Origin of the sequence: Solibacillus ferritrahens (assembly GCF_037027585.1) — a bacterium.
GTDB classification, from domain to species: domain Bacteria; phylum Bacillota; class Bacilli; order Bacillales_A; family Planococcaceae; genus Solibacillus; species Solibacillus ferritrahens.
In genome coordinates this window covers 33837-50648 of the sequence record NZ_JAXCLE010000017.1, presented here as the reverse complement: position 1 = coordinate 50648, position 16812 = coordinate 33837, and the positions used below count along the sequence as shown (strand labels likewise).

The 16812-nt window shown below is 36.7% G+C and carries 16 protein-coding genes, 1 other RNA gene and 1 other annotated feature; of the genes, 4 read left to right on the top strand and 13 right to left on the bottom strand.

The annotated features are described in order from the left end of the window. Positions 1-19 precede the first annotated feature (19 nt). Positions 20-439, bottom strand: a complete 420-nt coding sequence (gene cymR / locus SNE38_RS15315; protein ID WP_191705008.1) for a cysteine metabolism transcriptional regulator CymR — start codon at positions 437-439, stop codon at positions 20-22. Positions 440-570: 131 nt separating this feature from the next. Here cymR and SNE38_RS15310 point away from each other — a divergent pair, with 131 nt between their 5' ends. After that, complete coding sequence (locus SNE38_RS15310) at positions 571-1863, top strand: replication-associated recombination protein A (RefSeq protein WP_336046821.1); 1293 nt, start codon at positions 571-573, stop codon at positions 1861-1863. A gap of 70 nt (positions 1864-1933) precedes the next feature. Here the strand turns inward: SNE38_RS15310 and SNE38_RS15305 are convergent, their stop codons facing one another. Further along, positions 1934-2428, bottom strand: coding sequence for a GTPase (locus SNE38_RS15305; RefSeq protein WP_191705006.1), 495 nt, complete (start codon positions 2426-2428; stop codon positions 1934-1936). Positions 2429-2575: 147 nt separating this feature from the next. Beyond that, positions 2576-2980 carry an aminopeptidase gene (locus SNE38_RS15300; protein ID WP_191705005.1) on the bottom strand — a complete coding sequence of 135 codons (405 nt, stop codon included), beginning with the start codon at positions 2978-2980 and terminating at the stop codon, positions 2576-2578. Between the two features lie 173 nt (positions 2981-3153). Here SNE38_RS15300 and SNE38_RS15295 point away from each other — a divergent pair, with 173 nt between their 5' ends. Next, the gene (locus SNE38_RS15295; protein WP_191705004.1) at positions 3154-4611 is read left to right on the top strand and encodes a methyl-accepting chemotaxis protein; all 1458 of its coding nucleotides are present in this window, start codon (positions 3154-3156) and stop codon (positions 4609-4611) included. A 98-nt stretch (positions 4612-4709) separates the two neighbouring features. Here the strand turns inward: SNE38_RS15295 and SNE38_RS15290 are convergent, their stop codons facing one another. The 4 genes from SNE38_RS15290 to hisS all read right to left on the bottom strand — a co-directional run bounded on the left by SNE38_RS15290 (position 4710) and on the right by hisS (position 9067). Then, complete coding sequence (locus SNE38_RS15290; RefSeq protein WP_191705003.1) at positions 4710-5471, bottom strand: tRNA threonylcarbamoyladenosine dehydratase; 762 nt, start codon at positions 5469-5471, stop codon at positions 4710-4712. Positions 5472-5665: 194 nt separating this feature from the next. Beyond that, positions 5666-5866, bottom strand: a non-coding RNA gene (ssrS, locus tag SNE38_RS15285) — 6S RNA. Between the two features lie 151 nt (positions 5867-6017). Next, a complete protein-coding gene (aspS, locus tag SNE38_RS15280) occupies positions 6018-7784 on the bottom strand; it encodes an aspartate--tRNA ligase (protein ID WP_336046820.1) in 1767 nt (588 codons plus the stop codon). 14 nt (positions 7785-7798) lie between these two features. Further along, a complete protein-coding gene (gene hisS, locus SNE38_RS15275) occupies positions 7799-9067 on the bottom strand; it encodes a histidine--tRNA ligase (RefSeq protein WP_191705001.1) in 1269 nt (422 codons plus the stop codon). A gap of 71 nt (positions 9068-9138) precedes the next feature. Continuing rightward, positions 9139-9371: a binding site (T-box leader), on the bottom strand. Between the two features lie 156 nt (positions 9372-9527). Between hisS and SNE38_RS15270 the strand changes: the two genes are divergently transcribed. Continuing rightward, entirely contained in the window at positions 9528-11138 is a 1611-nt protein-coding gene (locus SNE38_RS15270) for an N-acetylmuramoyl-L-alanine amidase (protein WP_191705000.1), read from the top strand. 53 nt (positions 11139-11191) lie between these two features. On the opposite strand, the gene SNE38_RS15265 is transcribed toward SNE38_RS15270, so the two are convergent. The 3 genes from SNE38_RS15265 to SNE38_RS15255 all read right to left on the bottom strand — a co-directional run bounded on the left by SNE38_RS15265 (position 11192) and on the right by SNE38_RS15255 (position 13703). Next, positions 11192-12391 (bottom strand): iron-containing alcohol dehydrogenase, encoded by a 1200-nt coding sequence (locus SNE38_RS15265; RefSeq protein WP_336046819.1) that lies wholly within the window; start codon positions 12389-12391, stop codon positions 11192-11194. A gap of 130 nt (positions 12392-12521) precedes the next feature. Continuing rightward, positions 12522-13304 carry a vWA domain-containing protein gene (locus tag SNE38_RS15260; protein WP_191704998.1) on the bottom strand — a complete coding sequence of 261 codons (783 nt, stop codon included), beginning with the start codon at positions 13302-13304 and terminating at the stop codon, positions 12522-12524. A 177-nt stretch (positions 13305-13481) separates the two neighbouring features. Continuing rightward, a complete protein-coding gene (locus tag SNE38_RS15255; RefSeq protein WP_191704997.1) occupies positions 13482-13703 on the bottom strand; it encodes a phosphate-starvation-inducible protein PsiE in 222 nt (73 codons plus the stop codon). 230 nt (positions 13704-13933) lie between these two features. Between SNE38_RS15255 and SNE38_RS15250 the strand changes: the two genes are divergently transcribed. Then, a complete protein-coding gene (locus SNE38_RS15250) occupies positions 13934-14788 on the top strand; it encodes a hypothetical protein (RefSeq protein WP_191704996.1) in 855 nt (284 codons plus the stop codon). A gap of 72 nt (positions 14789-14860) precedes the next feature. Here SNE38_RS15250 and SNE38_RS15245 read toward each other — a convergent pair whose 3' ends face one another. The 3 genes from SNE38_RS15245 to phoU all read right to left on the bottom strand — a co-directional run bounded on the left by SNE38_RS15245 (position 14861) and on the right by phoU (position 16802). Beyond that, on the bottom strand, positions 14861-15424 hold the full coding sequence (locus SNE38_RS15245; protein WP_191704995.1) for an NUDIX hydrolase: 564 nt from the start codon (positions 15422-15424) through the stop codon (positions 14861-14863). Between the two features lie 116 nt (positions 15425-15540). Next, positions 15541-15969 (bottom strand): GatB/YqeY domain-containing protein, encoded by a 429-nt coding sequence (locus SNE38_RS15240; RefSeq protein ID WP_191704994.1) that lies wholly within the window; start codon positions 15967-15969, stop codon positions 15541-15543. A gap of 179 nt (positions 15970-16148) precedes the next feature. Further along, positions 16149-16802: a phosphate signaling complex protein PhoU gene (phoU, locus tag SNE38_RS15235; RefSeq protein WP_191704993.1), complete on the bottom strand. Its 654-nt coding sequence runs from the start codon at positions 16800-16802 to the stop codon at positions 16149-16151. Positions 16803-16812: the final 10 nt, after the last annotated feature.

The window sequence follows — 16812 nt, the reverse complement described above, 5'->3', positions numbered from 1 at the left end:
CTAACTCCTTTAAATAACACTAAATGTAAAACATATAGCCGTCAGATACTTCATTATTTGTATATTTCGCTAAATCTTCAATTGTAGTTGTGTCCAAAACATTTTTTACTGCATCCCGGATGCGCATCCACAATTCACGTTGAGGAGCCTCTTCATTTTCAATTCCTTCGACCGGTTGAATCGGACCTTCCAATACGCGAATAACATCTGCAGCTGAAATTTCGTTTGGCTTATGTGCTAACATATAACCGCCATAAGCGCCACGTACACTTTTTACAAGTCCTGCATTACGGAGTGGAGAAACTAACTGCTCCAAGTATGCTTCAGATAACTCTTTGTCTGCTGCAATTTGACGCAAAGGAATTGGTCCTCCTCCATATTGTTTAGCAAGTTCTATCATTATTGTTAAACCGTAACGACCTTTTGTTGAAATTTTCATTGTAACACCTCTATTTTCTAGTCCATTTATAACATCTATTATACCATAACTCCTTTTAAACCACTCGGAAATACTTTATTATAAATGATATAAAGTTTATGTTCTATAAAAAAGTAAAGGAGCGAACAATTGTGCAGAACGAACCGCTCGCCTATAAAATGAGACCTCGTACCATTCGGGAAATTGTCGGACAACAGAATATTATTGGCCCACATACACCACTTTTTAAAATGATTGAAAAAGACCATATTCCGTCAATGCTGCTATATGGTCCTCCAGGAGTAGGAAAAACTTCAATCGCAAATGCCATTGCTGGTAGTACAAAGCTCCCTTTTTTCGCTTTAAATGCAACTCATGCCGGAAAAAAAGACATTGAACAAGTTGTGATGGATGCACGGATGAGCGGAAAGGTCATTTTGTTTCTCGACGAAATACATCGCTTCAACAAATTACAGCAGGATACATTGCTGCCGCATGTTGAAAACGGCTCAATTATCCTTATTGGTGCAACAACTGAAAATCCATTTCACGATGTCAACCCAGCCATTCGTTCAAGGTGTGGGGAAATTTTACAGTTGGAACGGCTCACAATAGAAGATGTAAAACAGTTACTTCACATGGCATTAAAAGATAAAGAACGTGGATTAGGGAATGAAAAAATAGAAGCAACAACTACACAAATCGAAAATATTGCAAATGCTTCAAACGGCGATGCGAGGAAAGCTTTAACATTGCTTGAATCTGTATATTATGCTTCAGATGAAGTGGATGGAGTTACTGAATTAAATGATAATGCGATAGAGGCACTCGCTAAACGGATTGGTGTTTTCGGGGGTAAAGGGGGTTCGAATTTCTATAATTTATTATCAGCCCTTCAAAAGTCTGTCCGCGGCAGTGACCCAAATGCAGCACTTTATTATTTAGCCCACTTATTGGAAAGTGGAGATTTAATTGCAGTATGCCGGCGACTTCTCGTCATGGCGTATGAAGATATCGGTCTTGCAAATCCAAGTGTAGGTGCAAATGTACAGGCAGCAACTGAGGCAGCCGTAAAGCTCGGTTTACCTGAAGCCCGTATCCCCCTCGCAACGGCTGTAGTGGAAATGTGTCTTTCTGACAAATCAAATTCAGCCTATAAAGCGCTCGACAAAGCAATAGCTGCGATCCATGATGGAAAAACAGGTGCTATTCCGAACCATCTTAAAGATGCACACTACGCGGGAGCGGCAACCCTCGGTCATGTCGGATACAAATACCCACACGATTCCCCAATTGGAACATTTGGAGGCTGGGTTCAACAGCAATACTTACCGGATGAACTAGTAGGGTTGGAATTTTATCAACCTGTCATTGCTGGGGAAGAAAAAAGAATGGCTGCAATTTATGAAAAATTAAAATCATTCCGCAATGAAACAAAAAGTTAATCTGCGGTATTCTAACTCATAATTATAAAAAGAGCCATTTTCAGCTTAAGAAAATGGCTCTTTCATTATTTTATTCGTAGGACTTCGTAAAAGCATAAAATTTTTCCATGCAGTTTTCTAAATTTTCTGCAACTTGCAACTCTACTTCTTCTTGACCACTTAATTGCTGGATACTCTTTTTAATTTCAGAAATTAATTCTTCATTATTTTCCAAAAGGGCATTTGGAATGCAGCCTGCGCTAATATGATAAAGCTCAATAATATGTGCACGTGCATCCGCATCATCTTCTGCAATTAAATTCGAATGAGCTAAACCAGTAAAATAAAGAAGTTTTGAAGTAATGTCCATATATAAAGTCCAGTAAGTAGTTGATGGTGGCATTTCTCCATTGCTTTTTGCAATATAATTAATAAAATTGAAAGCTACCTTCTGCAATAGCTCGTCAAGCTGTTCATAAGCTTTTGACCAATTAGGCTTTGTATCAATATTATCAAAAACGATATTATCCATTTTCAATTGTAGACTAGGTAAATTCAATAAATCATTTTTCATTTCAATTGTCATTCTATTGTCCTCCTTGCATCCCCATGCATTATAATCAATACGTATCTTTACTATAACAAAAAAAAGGTATTATACTGCAAAAACGAAGAATTAACTTAAATCCTGCCATATTTTTGCCATTATTAACCCCTTTAATAGAATATTATGTCATTTGCCATTGAAAAATTCGCCCTTCAGACGAGAAAAGTACTTTTCGTACAATAGCATATCTTCAGAACATGTGGCTATAGAGTGTACTTTAATCTTTCCATCTTCAAAAACTTTAATTAATTGATTAGAACTATAAAAAACCCATTTAAAAGGTGTAATCCACATTTCCAGATTACTTTCTTCATTTTCAAGAAAAAATTGTTTTTCTTTTATCGTTTTAGCCATCTTCCAAAACCCTTCACTTAACATGTAACTTTTCGTTGAAAAATCATACTCAGGTTCTACAATTTGCTGCGTATCATAAATGTGAATCATTTGTAAATCGGCATCAATCGCGATTTCTACTGTATCCACCAAATCGTATAGATTAAGCCCCCGGTACTCCAACTGTAGAATTGGCATTGTGGTAGTCCCCTTTCACACTCTTCTTATTATTTTATCACAATAATAATAACCAAAAAAATGAAATGAATAGTCATTCAAAAAGACGTGACAATGTGAGGAAAATACTGTATAAATTAATAAAAGCATGTAATTTGTTGTAAAATAACGACATTTTATGGAAAGGTGATATTATGATTCATCAATTAAATGCAAAAGATTTACAAGAAAAAAACACAATTTTAATGATTGTCTACGGGATGGCCGCTTTTTTAGGCAGCGTTGCCCAACTTATTATTGATCGTCCCATCGGAGTCGCTCTATCGTTAATTATCCCTTTGACTATTACACTTATATGTTACTTTATCCAACGAAAAGTAGTAGTATTGCATCCTTATTTTCCATACGTCGTTATCATCGCGTCAGTCTTGACTGTGTACGGTACAATCATTACCAATAAAGTAACATTAGCGACAATTATTTTAAGTATTTTTGTACTAATTTTAAGTAGTGTCCACAATCGAATAAAAGTTCTGTGCGCAGGATATATTGCCTCTACTCTTGGTTTGGTATTTAATTTCACTATGGATACTGAAGGTTTTGCCGTTGATCCAGCAAATGTTTTCGTAGTTCAAACCTTAATGTTTGTCGCTATTCTTCTACAAGTGAGACAAAATAAAAAAATGTTCAGCAATATTGAGAATTATATGATTCAGGCAAACGAGCGCGCTGTTCATGAAGAACAATTGCATCAGCTTCTGGAATCTTCCGTGCAAGGTATCACTTCGAAACTTGAACTTATAACAGACAGTACTAATCAATCGAGTGCTGCACATCAACAAATGTTGGCTTCTCTAAAAGAAGTGAGAACCGGGGCACATAAACAATCCGATCACGTACAATCCATTGTTCAAAACACCGATTTAACGAATAGAGAGCTACACTCCATCGTTACAGAGCTTAATAAAATTGTCACTGAAGCGGAAGATGGAAGTGTGAGTGCTGTAGATGGAGTCAATTCCATGACAAAGCTCAAGCAGGAAATTGATCAGTTTACTGCATTTTTCAATGACCTTAATATGACATTTATGTCCTTATCAGATAAAATAAATGAAACGAATCAGTTTGCTTATTCAATTCATAAAATTACGGAACAAACCAATTTATTGGCATTGAATGCCTCTATAGAAGCTGCGCGTGCAGGCGAACATGGAAAAGGATTTGCGGTAGTTGCACAGGAAATCCGTAAATTGGCAAGCTTGACAGATGATACTGTACTAAAGATTGATGAAAATTTAGCACAGGTCAATTCGTATAATAAACTTGCTCTTGATCGATTAACGTATGGATTAAATCATGTCGAAATCCAAGTTCAAATGATTGAAAATTCTAATAATACTTTCACGAATTTATTTCAAGCTATGAATAATTTACAGCAAAATTTAACTCAGTTTTCAACAAGCGTAAAATCGATAGAAAAAAATGGCGAATCAGTACAAGTTGCAACAAACGAATTCGCTGCAATTATTGAGCAAAGTACTAGCTCCATTGATGAACTATGCAACGTTTTAGAGAGAATTTCTAAAGATCAAGACGATGTGACGAAAAATATTGAAGAAACTTATCAACAAGCATTAAAAATAATTCAATAAATATATAGGTATCCGAAAGGACATCTCAGTAGACATCCTTTACGAAAAAAAGCTGTGTAAAAAGTCATTTTGACTTTTTACACAGCTTTTTCCTTATACTATCCTTGAACGCGGTTAATTTCCACATCTTTTAAAATGGTATTGATTACCCAGCTTGCTGAAATTAAACCAGCAACAGATGGTACGAATGCATTTGAAGAAGGCGGTAATTTTGCTTTACGAATTTCTGCTTCAGGTTTCCCTACATATTGCGCGACATCTGGACGTACAACAATAGGTGATTCATCAGAAAACACAACTGTAATACCCTTTTTGATACCCTCTTTACGGAGCTTAGTACGGATTACTTTTGCAAGTGGATCAGTATGTGTTTTCGAAATATCGGCAATTTGGAAACGTGTTGGGTCCATCTTATTAGCTGCACCCATACTTGAGATAATTGGAATATCACGCTTTAAACATTCCTTCATAATATGAATTTTGTACATGACTGTATCGGATGCATCAATAACATAATCAATCCCCTGTGCAAAAAACTCTTCATATGTCTCTTCCGTATAGAACATATGCATATCAATTACTTCACATTCTGGGTTAATATCTGCAATGCGTTCTTTCATAACTGCTGATTTTGACTTCCCTACTGTTGATAAATACGCAACTAACTGACGGTTTACATTTGTTATATCGACATTATCTTTATCGACTAAAATTATTCGACCGATACCACTGCGTGCACATGCCTCAGCTGCAAAAGAGCCCACCCCTCCTACACCTAAAATTGCGACTGTTGTATTTTTTAATTTTTGTAAGCCCTCTGTACCGATAGCTAGCTCATTTCGTGAAAATTGATGTAACATTTAATTTTACCCCTCAATCTTTATCATTCTACTAGGCATTATAACGACAACAATTCTTATATGCAAGCAACATATTAAAAGTATTCGAGTGTTGATAAAGTTTTAATTTAATCTTCCAGTTAAATAAAATAGTGTATTTTTCAACAAAAAAAATACCCTTCTAACTTATTAGTCGAAGAGTAGAGAAATTAAATACGAATCCCAAATGTGCCGTCTTGCTAAACAACATCGTTTTGATCCCGCATGAATAGCAAGGGGGTGCACTAGTCGTAACTTTAAACGTCCCGCTCCAAATGGGGCATGTTTGCCGCTACGGTAATAAGTAGCTCCCAACGATTTAATGTTCGGTCAAAAGTGTTAAGTAACAAATTTAGCGACGAACACTTTAGGATTCGTGTTAAATAGATATTAACATCAAATTTCTGATAATTCAATTAAAATATCATTTTTAGTTCAAAATAATAAAAATGTACTATTTCACTTGAAATATTTAGAAAAACTCGACAGCTTTAAACTTCTTTTCAAGCTGTCGAGTCCTTTGTTTTATTATTTTTTCAAAGCGACGCGAAGACTTAACTCTTCTAGCTGTGCATCTGAAACTTGTGATGGAGCCTCTGTTAATAAACAGCTTGCCGTTGCTGTTTTAGGGAATGCAATTGTATCACGTAAGTTAGTGCGGCCAGCAAGTAGCATCACTAAACGGTCAAGACCCATTGCTAAACCACCATGTGGAGGAACACCGTAGTCAAACGCTTCCAATAGGAAACCAAACTGTGCACGTGCCTCTTCTTCAGAGAATCCTAGAAGTTCGAACATTTTCGCTTGTAAATCAGGCTCATAAATACGTAATGATCCCCCACCAAGCTCATAACCGTTTAATACGATATCATATGCTTGTGCACGAACTTCTTTAGGGTTTGTATTCATTAACTCTAAATCTTCATCGAATGGACGAGTGAATGGGTGGTGCGCTGCATAATAGCGACCTTCCGCCTCATCGTATTCGAATAATGGCCAATCAACAATCCATAAAAATTCGAATTTCGACTCATCGATTAAGCCTAATTCTTTTGCTAATTTTAAACGTAATGCACCAAGTGCATCTGCTACTACAGAAGATTTATCTGCAACGAATAATAATAAGTCGCCTGCTTGTGCTTCAGTTGCTTCGATAATCCCGTTCGCTGCATCACCTTCAAAGAACTTTACGATTGGGCCATTTAAGCCTTCTTCTGTCACTTTTAACCAGGCTAAACCTTTCGCGCCATATCGTCCTGCAAATTCACCTAATGCATCAATGTCCTTACGAGAGTAATTTGCCGCCGCGCCTTTTACGTTGATTGCTTTCACTTCTCCGCCATTAACTACAGCATTTGCAAATACACCGAACGCTGAGTCTTTTACGATATGAGAAAGTTGTTTTAACTCTAATCCGAAACGTACATCTGGCTTGTCTGAACCGAAACGATCCATAGCCTCCTTATAACTCATACGTGGGAATGGCGTTACAACATCAATTCCCTTCACATCTTTCATAACTTGTGTTAAAAGACGTTCGTTCATCTCAATAATTTCATCCATTGATAAGAATGAAGTTTCGATGTCCACTTGTGTAAATTCAGGTTGACGGTCAGCACGCAAGTCCTCATCACGGAAACAACGGGCAATTTGGAAGTACTTCTCGAATCCACCTACCATTAGTAGCTGTTTAAATAACTGTGGTGATTGTGGCAACGCATAAAATTCACCGTCATGAACACGAGATGGAACTAAATAGTCACGAGCACCTTCTGGAGTCGACTTAGTTAAGATTGGTGTCTCCACTTCAAGAAAACCTTCATTTTGCAGGAAGTTACGAATCGTACGTGTTACATCTGAACGCATTTTAAATGTGTCATACATTACTGGACGACGTAAATCTAAATAACGATATTTTAAGCGTAACTCTTCCGAAACTTCAACATTGTTATCAATTGCGAACGGAGGATTCTTTGCTTCGTTAATAATTGTTAACTCAGAAGCCACCACTTCAATTTCGCCTGTTTGCATATTTTTATTTACTTGTGACGCATCACGTAAAACAACTTTACCTTTTACTTCAATTACATATTCATTACGGATTTTTTCCGCTATCTCCAATGCATCCTTCGCTTGATCACCGAAAACTACTTGTACGATTCCTTCACGGTCACGCATATCCACGAAAATTAATCCACCTAAATCACGTCGTTTTTGTACCCAACCTTTTAAAACAATTTCCTGCCCTGCTTCCGCAGCAGTTACTAAGCCACATGCATGTGTTCTTTGTGCCATTATAATTCCTCCAACTATTTGTTTTCTAAAACGTAATGTACAAGCTGACCGAATTCCAATTTCGTCTGATCACCTGTTTTCATTGCTTTTACATTTACTACTTGTTCTTCCAGCTCTGTCTCACCTAGCACAATGACAAACTTTGCTTGGGCTCTGTCAGCAGCTTTCATTTGTGCTTTCATCTTGCGGTCCAAATAATCCATATCTGCTGAAATGCCTTTTGCACGGAATGTACTTACGAGCTCTACAGCTTTTAATTTCGCCTCTTCACCCATTGCTACTACGTACATATCTAACTCATTTTCAGTAGGCAATTCAATGTTTTTCGCTTCAAGCGCCAATAATAGGCGTTCAATTGAAAGGGCAAAACCAATACCTGGTGATTCTGGTCCGCCTATATCTTCCACTAACCCGTTATAGCGGCCACCACCACAAAGTGTTGTAATTGATCCGAAACCATCTCCAGTAATCATTATTTCAAATGCTGTATGGTTATAATAATCCAAGCCGCGCACTAAGTTTGGATCCACTTCATAGGAAATCCCTAATACATCTAAATATTGTTTTACTTTAGTAAAGTATTCGGCAGATCCTTCCGTTAAATAATTCGTTAATGCCGGAGCCGTTGCCATCGCTGGATGCTTTGAATCAACTTTACAATCTAAAATGCGTAAAGGATTTTTTTCCAGACGGCTTTGACAATCACTGCAAAGCTCCCCCACTATTGGTGTGAAATGCGCGATTAATGCACTGCGGTGTGCATCACGTGTATCTTTGTCACCTAATGAATTAATAACTAATTTTAAATCTTTTAAACCGAGTGTTGTATAAACATCCATTGCAAGTGCCATTACCTCGGCATCAATTGCAGGGTCGGCTGAACCGATTGCCTCAACACCAAACTGTACAAATTGTCTGTAGCGGCCCGCTTGTTGACGTTCATAGCGAAACATTGGTCCTGTGTAATAAAGTTTTACAGGTTGGTCTACTTGACCAAACATTTTATGTTCGACATAGGCACGTACTGCCGATGCTGTGCCTTCCGGACGTAATGTTAACGAACGATTTCCCTTATCCATAAATGTGTACATTTCTTTTTGGACAATATCAGTTGTATCACCTACGCCACGTTGAAATAGCTCAGTGGATTCAAACATCGGTGTACGAATTTCGTTATAACGGTATTTATCGCATAAATCTCTAATGACACGCTCTACATACTGCCATTTTTCTGATTGACCAGGTAAAATGTCTTGTGTTCCTTTAGGTACTTTAAAATTCATGAAAAGGACTCCTCTCTTATTTGACCAAACATTCGGGGAAAATAAAAAAGCTTCCGCCCCTTGCAAAAAATGCAAGGGACGAAAGCTATTATCATCTTCCGCGGTTCCACCCTAATTGATGTATTTCTACATCCTCTCGTATTCGGATAACGGCCGATTCCGTCTTCCCCTACTAGAAATTTTTTCGAGGAAACGCCTCTCAACTGTTGTTCACCTGTTACATACTGTAGGAAAGATTACAGCCCATGTCTTTCCCTCTCTTTTCAGCATTGGCAACCGCTACTTTTTTGGTCATTGGCAATGTTACTTTTGTTAAATTAACACTAATCTTAATGATGTCATGTCAAGTTGTCAACCATTTTCAATAAAACGCTATATTTTTTGTCATATTTACTTTTATAATAGAGGAGTATATATTTTTAGCATTGTAAAAGTACAAACCAATTAAAAGGAGGAAGCTATGAATAAAAGCAAAATATTAATAGGTCTATCACTTTTATTATTATTTACAAACATTCTCCCGTATAATTTTTCCAATAACCAAGTATCGGCAAATGGCGAGCACTTATTTGTAAAAGCAGAAAAATTATATTTGCGTGAAGGTCCTGGACTTTCCTACCCTGTGCTTGAGACATTAAAAGAAGGAACAGAGTTGCTGTCGATACAAAAAGAAGGAGATTGGCAACATGTCAAATATGGTGACGTTGAAGGATGGGTTGCAGCATGGCTAGTCAAATCAGTCGAAAGTAAATCGGCTGCTAAATCCGAAAAAACGGTCATTGCTCAAGTAAATGATTTAAATCTTCGTGCTGGTCCGTCATTATCTTCTTCGGTATTAACAAAGCTTTCTTCCGGGACGGAGAGTAAATTTTTACATCAAGAACAAGATTGGATTCAAATTCAAAATGGAGAACTGGTCGGTTGGGTATTTGAAAAATATGTGACGATTAAAGAAGAGACGATATTGGAAACACCCTCTACACCTTCGAACACCAACAATGAAGAGTCGAGTGTATCACCTCAGCAATTTGATCCAAATACATTCACCATTAATGTAAATGCCGTAAACATTCGGAAAAAACCTGATTTAACCGCAAAAAAACTTGGCGTGGCAACAAATGGCCAGCAATTTAAAGTAATTAGCCGGGATCATAACTGGGTTGAAATTGAATATAAAAAAGGAGATAAGGGTTGGATTTATAGCTTTTATGGAACATTTACAAAACAGCTGAAATCTGAACAATCTTCTGAAAAAGAACAAGAAGAGGCGAATAACTTTGTCACAGTAATTTATAACGGGACAAATTTACGTGAATCTGCATCCACTTCTTCAAATGTCGCGACTCGTGCAGATGCTGGTAATACATATCCGATTGTGGGAAATGAAGGCGATTGGTATAAAATCGAATTAAATGATGGGAGAACAGCCTATGTTGCAAACTGGGTTGTAACTGAGAGTAGTGCAACAGGCCAAACTTATCAAAACAATACAAAACAGTTAGAAGATCGAAAAAAAGGGACTTTAAAAGGCGTAACGATCGTACTGGATGCCGGTCATGGCGGAAATGATCGTGGGACTACAGGAGCTCGTGGGACAGATGAAAAAGATATTAACATCATGACAACAGAATTGCTCAGATCTAAACTGCAAGCTGCTGGTGCAAATGTTGTGATGACACGTGAGTCCGATGTGTTTGTCGACTTGCGAAAACGTGTCGCTGTTTCGCATCAGACAAATGCCGATGCATTCATCAGCATTCACTATGATGCAATTGAAGATAGTTCTGTTAGTGGCTTTACAACTTATTATACGAATAGCTATCAGCAGGAACTTGCCGAATATGTTCATGCAGGACTCGCATCCAAAGTTGACCTTAAAGACCGCGGAGCACGCTTTGGTGATTATTTAGTATTGCGTGAAAACCGTCAAAACGCTATTTTATTGGAGCTAGGCTATTTAAGTAATCCATCTGAAGAACGAGCAATTACTACAGATTACTACCGAGAACAAGCAACACTTGGAATTTATCAAGGTTTACTCAACTACTTTGATGCCCAACTTGAACAATAAGAAAAATGAGCTGTGTTATAAGTCCAAATTGACTTTAACACAGCCCTTTTTAATTATTCCTGGATTATTTGATACAAATAAAACAATTCATCTTCATTTAAAATTCGTGGGACAGGATACAACGGATTCGCCTCCTGTATAGCACGCTCGACCATTAATGGCACATCTCGGTTGGTGATTCCCTTTATTTTCGAAGGTATATTCATTTTTAGATTTAATGCTTCAATCTCCTCTATAAATAGCTGAGCTTTTCTTTCGTCATTATCATTAATATTCCCGATTCCTACAATATTGGCAAGTTCGGCTAATGGCTTTGTTGCACTATCCCCGTAAAAACGCAGGACATGCGGTAAAATTACAGCATTTGCAAAGCCGTGGGGAATTTGATAAAAGCCACCTAACGTATGCGCGATTGCATGAACATAACCAACATAGGCGCGTGTAAATGCAAGCCCTGCTAAATAAGAGGCGCGTTGCATTTCAGCCCTCGCTTTCATATCGGACCCATCCTCATATGCCCTTAACAAGTGCTTAAAAATAAGAATAACAGCTTCTCTGGCATATTTTCTTGTTTCTTCAGTATTGCTTTTTCCTATATAGGCTTCTACAGCATGTGTTAATGCGTCCATTCCTGTTGTAGAAGTGATGTGTGGCGGTAAATTAACAGTCAATACAGGATCTAGAACAGCATAATGCGGTACAAGTACAGGATCCATAATGGCAAACTTTTCATGTGTATCACTATTTGAAACAACTGCTGCAATCGTTCCCTCACTTCCAGTACCGGCCGTTGTAGGAACTGCAAAGAAGGGCGGTATTTCTTTTCTTACTTTAAATAAGCCTTTTAAATCAGGAATAGATTTTGTAGGTTGTGCGATACGAGCCGCGACCGCTTTTGCACAATCTATCGGCGATCCCCCTCCAAAGGCAATAATCCCCTCACAATCATGCAAATAATAAAGTGCCAATGCTTCCTCAATATTAGTGAATGTCGGGTTTGGCACAGTTTTACTGTAGATGACGTACTCAATATTTTGCTCATGCAGTTCTACTAATAATGAATCCATCAATTGGAGCTTATTAATCCCTTCATCTGTAATAATCAGGACAGTCTTCAAATTTAACTTCTGGATAAGTACCGGTAATTTCAATATACTGTTTTCGCCTTGCAGTAAATCAGGCTTTCTCCAGTTCATCAGCTTCATACCATTACGCATCGAACTTTGAAATGTTCTACAATAAGCTGTATACATCGTAACACTCCATTTCTCTCTATTTATGTACCCCTCCATTTAATATTCCGCATATCTGCTGGAAATTCCTTGCTTCACATAAAAATACCCAAATAAAAACGAACCCATTTCGGATTCGTCATTTCAATACTTATTCATTTGCAAAAAATACTTTATCTGCAAATGGTATAGGCTGTACTTCAAAGTCAGTTTCACTCATTGCTATAACAGATATATCTATGGACAGTTCGCGTAAACGCTCCGTGAAATCCGATTCAATTAATGGTTGGAAATCGTTAAACTGATTGTCCGTAATGATCATTAAATCGCGTTGATTATTGATTTTGTCCTGGTCAAATAGATCAAGTGCCTTCTGTAAAGCTGGGACAATTTGTGCATTACCATTTAAATGTTTGTATAAGAAGCGTTCAAACAATGTAATCTGCAGAGCTCCCTTTTTAAAGATAAGAGGTTCAGCTATTGTATGACTAAACGGAAGAATAATTAGATCCCTCTTTTGCAAAGCACAAAGGTTAAACAAGGGCAGAATTGTTCCTTTACTAAAGCTTTCATACTCACTCATTGAGTCAGATTGCTGTACAATCACAATCATAGGTGAGTATAGATTTTCCATTTCATCAAAAGGAACGTACAATACATTTCCACACGTTACTGTTCGATTCTTCAGTAATAGTTTTTGCTGTTCTTGTGGAAATAAAAAGTCCTTATCCTGTATTTTGGGCAGCGTTGCCTCTACTTCTTCAATCATTTCTTCAAGAGCAATGGAAATTTCAACTACTTCTTTAAACAATGGTTCATGCTTAAATTTAGCTAAAAGTATTTGTTGCTGCTCTTCTTCTAAAGCCTGAAATGATGCATTACGATATAGAAAATGAAGAATTTCATCTGTTAAAACAGTCCTATCATTTGTCATGCGAAACTCCTCCACCTGTTTTTCAAATCAATATCGATAGTATAGCGAAAAATAAAATGAAAAAGTAGTAATTTTAACTGACAAAGTCCAACTAACTTGTGTTAAGAACAATGCAAATTTGAATAAAAAAACGACATCCATAATTAAGGATGCCGTACCATACCGTTTAGTATGTAATTATAATTTTTGAGTTAAACCGTGTAATGTATCTTTTAACTCGCGGTCATGGTTTGAAAGCTCTACTAGGTTAGCTAAGCGTTCATGCAAAATTGGACGCTCAATTACCAATTGCTCATCTAACACTTGAACTAATAATTCAAGAAGCATACGATTTTGAACTAATAATGCTTCTTCCACACGATCAGGATTAATTGTATATTCTTTCACTTTTTTTGCCATTTAAAAACAGCCTCCCTTTTGTTTATACAACGTTATTTTAGCATATGTAGTTTGATTTTGTGAATTTTTTTCAAAATCATAGAGCCATTCAGACATTTTTAGTAATTTTACAGCAAACAATACATAGGCAAATTATTCCTTATGATATTTATACATGTGTTATAATTATTTTTACCTATTAAATAGGCATTTCTATTAATCAGCATTAGCTCGATGAAAGGAAGATTGATTTGCTACCAAATATTTCTCAAGTGGACTACGAAATTCGGTTAGTGACACAGTTACTAGCCATCCGTTTTTTACGTCCATTTAACGGAAAGCTGGCAACTTCCCGTGCCATATCAGACGATACGTATGGCTTTGTAACAGAAGATAGCTTATGCCGGGATTGGTTATTATCCATTTATAAAAGTTATTCATTTTATGATGGTTTTGAGACAATGGAAGATTGTCTATCATACATCTACTCGACGAGCTATGACAACGAATTATATCGTATCGTTAAATTTTATAATCAATATTATGCTGTTGTTTATGAAAATTCGCAGCACCAACAAGTAATTGGAAAAGATATTTCCTATTATGCGAAAAATAATCTTTTTTTATGTTCAAAACGTCCTCCATCAAACTTAATGGTAAGAAATCGCAGTAAATCAACACCTATTCCAATCATATATTATGAATTGAATGCCTTCGATCCCACAATAACAATATACAAATTATTAAACAATCATCCAACAGGTTATATCGAAGTTCCTAATGATGATAATATTGAGTATGCGGTATTGCTGGGAATAACCTTTAAAGATGTTTGGTATCGATGTGATACCCCACACGCCATCGCTCATAATCGCGCTATTTTAAATCTCTATTTTATGAAGGGCCATAATTTGACTTTATTTGGAAAATATTCGAAAGCAATTGCGATTAATCCCTTCCAGCGTCTCATCTATTTTCAAAAAGGAAGAATTGAACCATTCCAAATGGATGTAGAGGATTATCGAAATCAGCAACGGTTACTACCCTATCGTGAAGTTCGCAGATTCCAGGAATTCCTAAGAACTAGACCTGTTGATTTAATTTAAAACCGTCATACAATGGCACGGTATAGAAAAAGATGTGCTGATTGTATGAACAATCAACACATCTATTTGCATTTAACCTTCTATTTTTTTAACTTTTTCAATTATCTTTTCATAAATCGGTATCATATGCTGCTCCGAACATTTTTGAGCTACTTCATCGATGGCAATCCATCCTACCGCGCTATTTTCATCTGGTTTTGATTTAAGAGATGCGTCATCCGCAACTTCAAACACATATGTTGCATTAAAATGCAAATGCGCAGCGACATATTTCCCATTTTTCATATGTCCGATAACCGGTAATATATCTAGGGAAATCATTTCTTTTTGAATAGGCTTTACTTCTGTAAGTCCTGCTTCTTCCATAAGTTCCTTTTTTGCTACATTAAATAGATTCGGGTCCCCATCTGCATGACCGCCAGTCCACCCCCATGAGTTGTAAATATTATGGTAAACCATTAAAACATGTGTACGGGCAGGATTAAATACAAAGGCTGAAGCAGTAAAGTGCAGCACTTCATTATTTCGTGTAAGTACATCCGATAAAGTTACCATTGCACGCAACATAATATCCTTATCTGTTTCTTCCTGTTCATTAAAAGGTACGTATAATTGTATTTGATCATGTAAATTCAAAATGATTTTCCCCCTATCAGTTTCCCTTTTTTATATTGTAAGGGATGGAAATATAAAAACATAGCGAAAAGGAGCGCCTAAAATAAAACTTTAGACACTCCAACATATAATTCAAATTAAGAAATCAGTGATTTTACAACTTTTGAAATTGTTGCGCCATCTGCTTTGCCGTCCAATAATGGCTTTGCAATTTTCATTGCATCCCCCATATTCATGCCAGTTACAATACCGGCTGCCTGAAGTTCTGCGACAATCTCTTCTTCAGTTAGCTGTTTTGGTAAGAAGCTTTTTAAGATCACTAATTTTGCTTCTTCTTTTTCGATTAAGTCTGCACGGTCCGCTTGCTTTGCCCCGTCCAGTGACTGATTCGTCTGTTTAATCTCACGGTTAATGATTGCCGTTTCCTCTAGCGGTGTTAATTCAGAGCCTTTTTCTTTTTCGGCTGAATCCAATGCAGATTTTACAAGTGTTAAGACACCTTTAGCCAATGTGTCCTTATTTTTCATTGCTAGTTTTAACTGATCAAATACAATTGTTTTTAACATGTTTCAGACTCCTTTGAATTTATAAGCATAACAGACGCTTATCGTATTACCTTTATTGTAACATGTATCCAAGTAATACATGAATTATTTAGCTATGAATTGCAGGATAAAACTCTATTCCTGACTATTTTCTGCATAAAAAGAAAAGTATAAGAAGTCACCCCCCTATACTTTAAAAATTAGTTATTCAATTCATAGTGCTTGCCTTTTAAGAGATAGAATAAATGCTCTGCAATATTTGTCGCGTGGTCTGCTGAGCGTTCGATGCAACGGCATACATAAGATAAGCTCGTTATTTGTGACACCTGCTCATTGGAAACCGTTAATTTCATTAAATTACTGATTGTATTGCCGGTCAACTCATCAACCTCGTCATCAAGCTGTGCAATTTCTTTTGCTTTTGTCGTATTTTCTTCCAAAAATGCCTCGACAATTTGACGTAACATTAATATCGATTTATGGAACATTTCCTCAATTGGCTCAATACTCGATACAAATGGTTCTTTTCCGATTCGAATTGTTTCCTTTGCAATATTTACCGCATGATCTCCTATGCGTTCCATATCGGTAGCTGCTTTAATTACTACGATTAATCTTCGTAAATCCGTAGCAACAGGCTGTTGCTTTGCTATAAGTAAAATAACACGGTCATTAATTGTTTCTTCCAACCGATTAATTTTTAAATCCGTCTTTATTACCTGAAGAGCTAAATCAATATCTTTGTTAACAAACGCTTTAAATGCAGTTTGCAACGAATCTATACTTAAATCACAAATTTCCATTAAATCTTGTTGTACCGCAATTAAATCATGTTCAAATCGCTCCCGAATCATATTCACAAAA

Excerpts from the sequence above, each read along its gene's own strand:
- SNE38_RS15305 (WP_191705006.1), bottom strand. The coding sequence starts at position 2,428 with ATGACAATTGAAATGAAAAATGATTTATTGAATTTACCTAGTCTACAA.
- SNE38_RS15265 (WP_336046819.1), bottom strand. The coding sequence starts at position 12,391 with ATGTATACAGCTTATTGTAGAACATTTCAAAGTTCGATGCGTAATGGT.
- SNE38_RS15295 (WP_191705004.1), top strand. The coding sequence starts at position 3,154 with ATGATTCATCAATTAAATGCAAAAGATTTACAAGAAAAAAACACAATT.
- aspS (WP_336046820.1), bottom strand. The coding sequence starts at position 7,784 with ATGGCACAAAGAACACATGCATGTGGCTTAGTAACTGCTGCGGAAGCA.
- hisS (WP_191705001.1), bottom strand. The coding sequence starts at position 9,067 with ATGAATTTTAAAGTACCTAAAGGAACACAAGACATTTTACCTGGTCAA.
- SNE38_RS15270 (WP_191705000.1), top strand. The coding sequence starts at position 9,528 with ATGAATAAAAGCAAAATATTAATAGGTCTATCACTTTTATTATTATTT.
- SNE38_RS15260 (WP_191704998.1), bottom strand. The coding sequence starts at position 13,304 with ATGACAAATGATAGGACTGTTTTAACAGATGAAATTCTTCATTTTCTA.
- cymR (WP_191705008.1), bottom strand. The coding sequence starts at position 439 with ATGAAAATTTCAACAAAAGGTCGTTACGGTTTAACAATAATGATAGAA.
- SNE38_RS15240 (WP_191704994.1), bottom strand. The coding sequence starts at position 15,969 with ATGTTAAAAACAATTGTATTTGATCAGTTAAAACTAGCAATGAAAAAT.
- phoU (WP_191704993.1), bottom strand. The coding sequence starts at position 16,802 with ATGATTCGGGAGCGATTTGAACATGATTTAATTGCGGTACAACAAGAT.
- SNE38_RS15300 (WP_191705005.1), bottom strand. The coding sequence starts at position 2,980 with ATGCCAATTCTACAGTTGGAGTACCGGGGGCTTAATCTATACGATTTG.
- SNE38_RS15255 (WP_191704997.1), bottom strand. The coding sequence starts at position 13,703 with ATGGCAAAAAAAGTGAAAGAATATACAATTAATCCTGATCGTGTGGAA.
- SNE38_RS15290 (WP_191705003.1), bottom strand. The coding sequence starts at position 5,471 with ATGTTACATCAATTTTCACGAAATGAGCTAGCTATCGGTACAGAGGGC.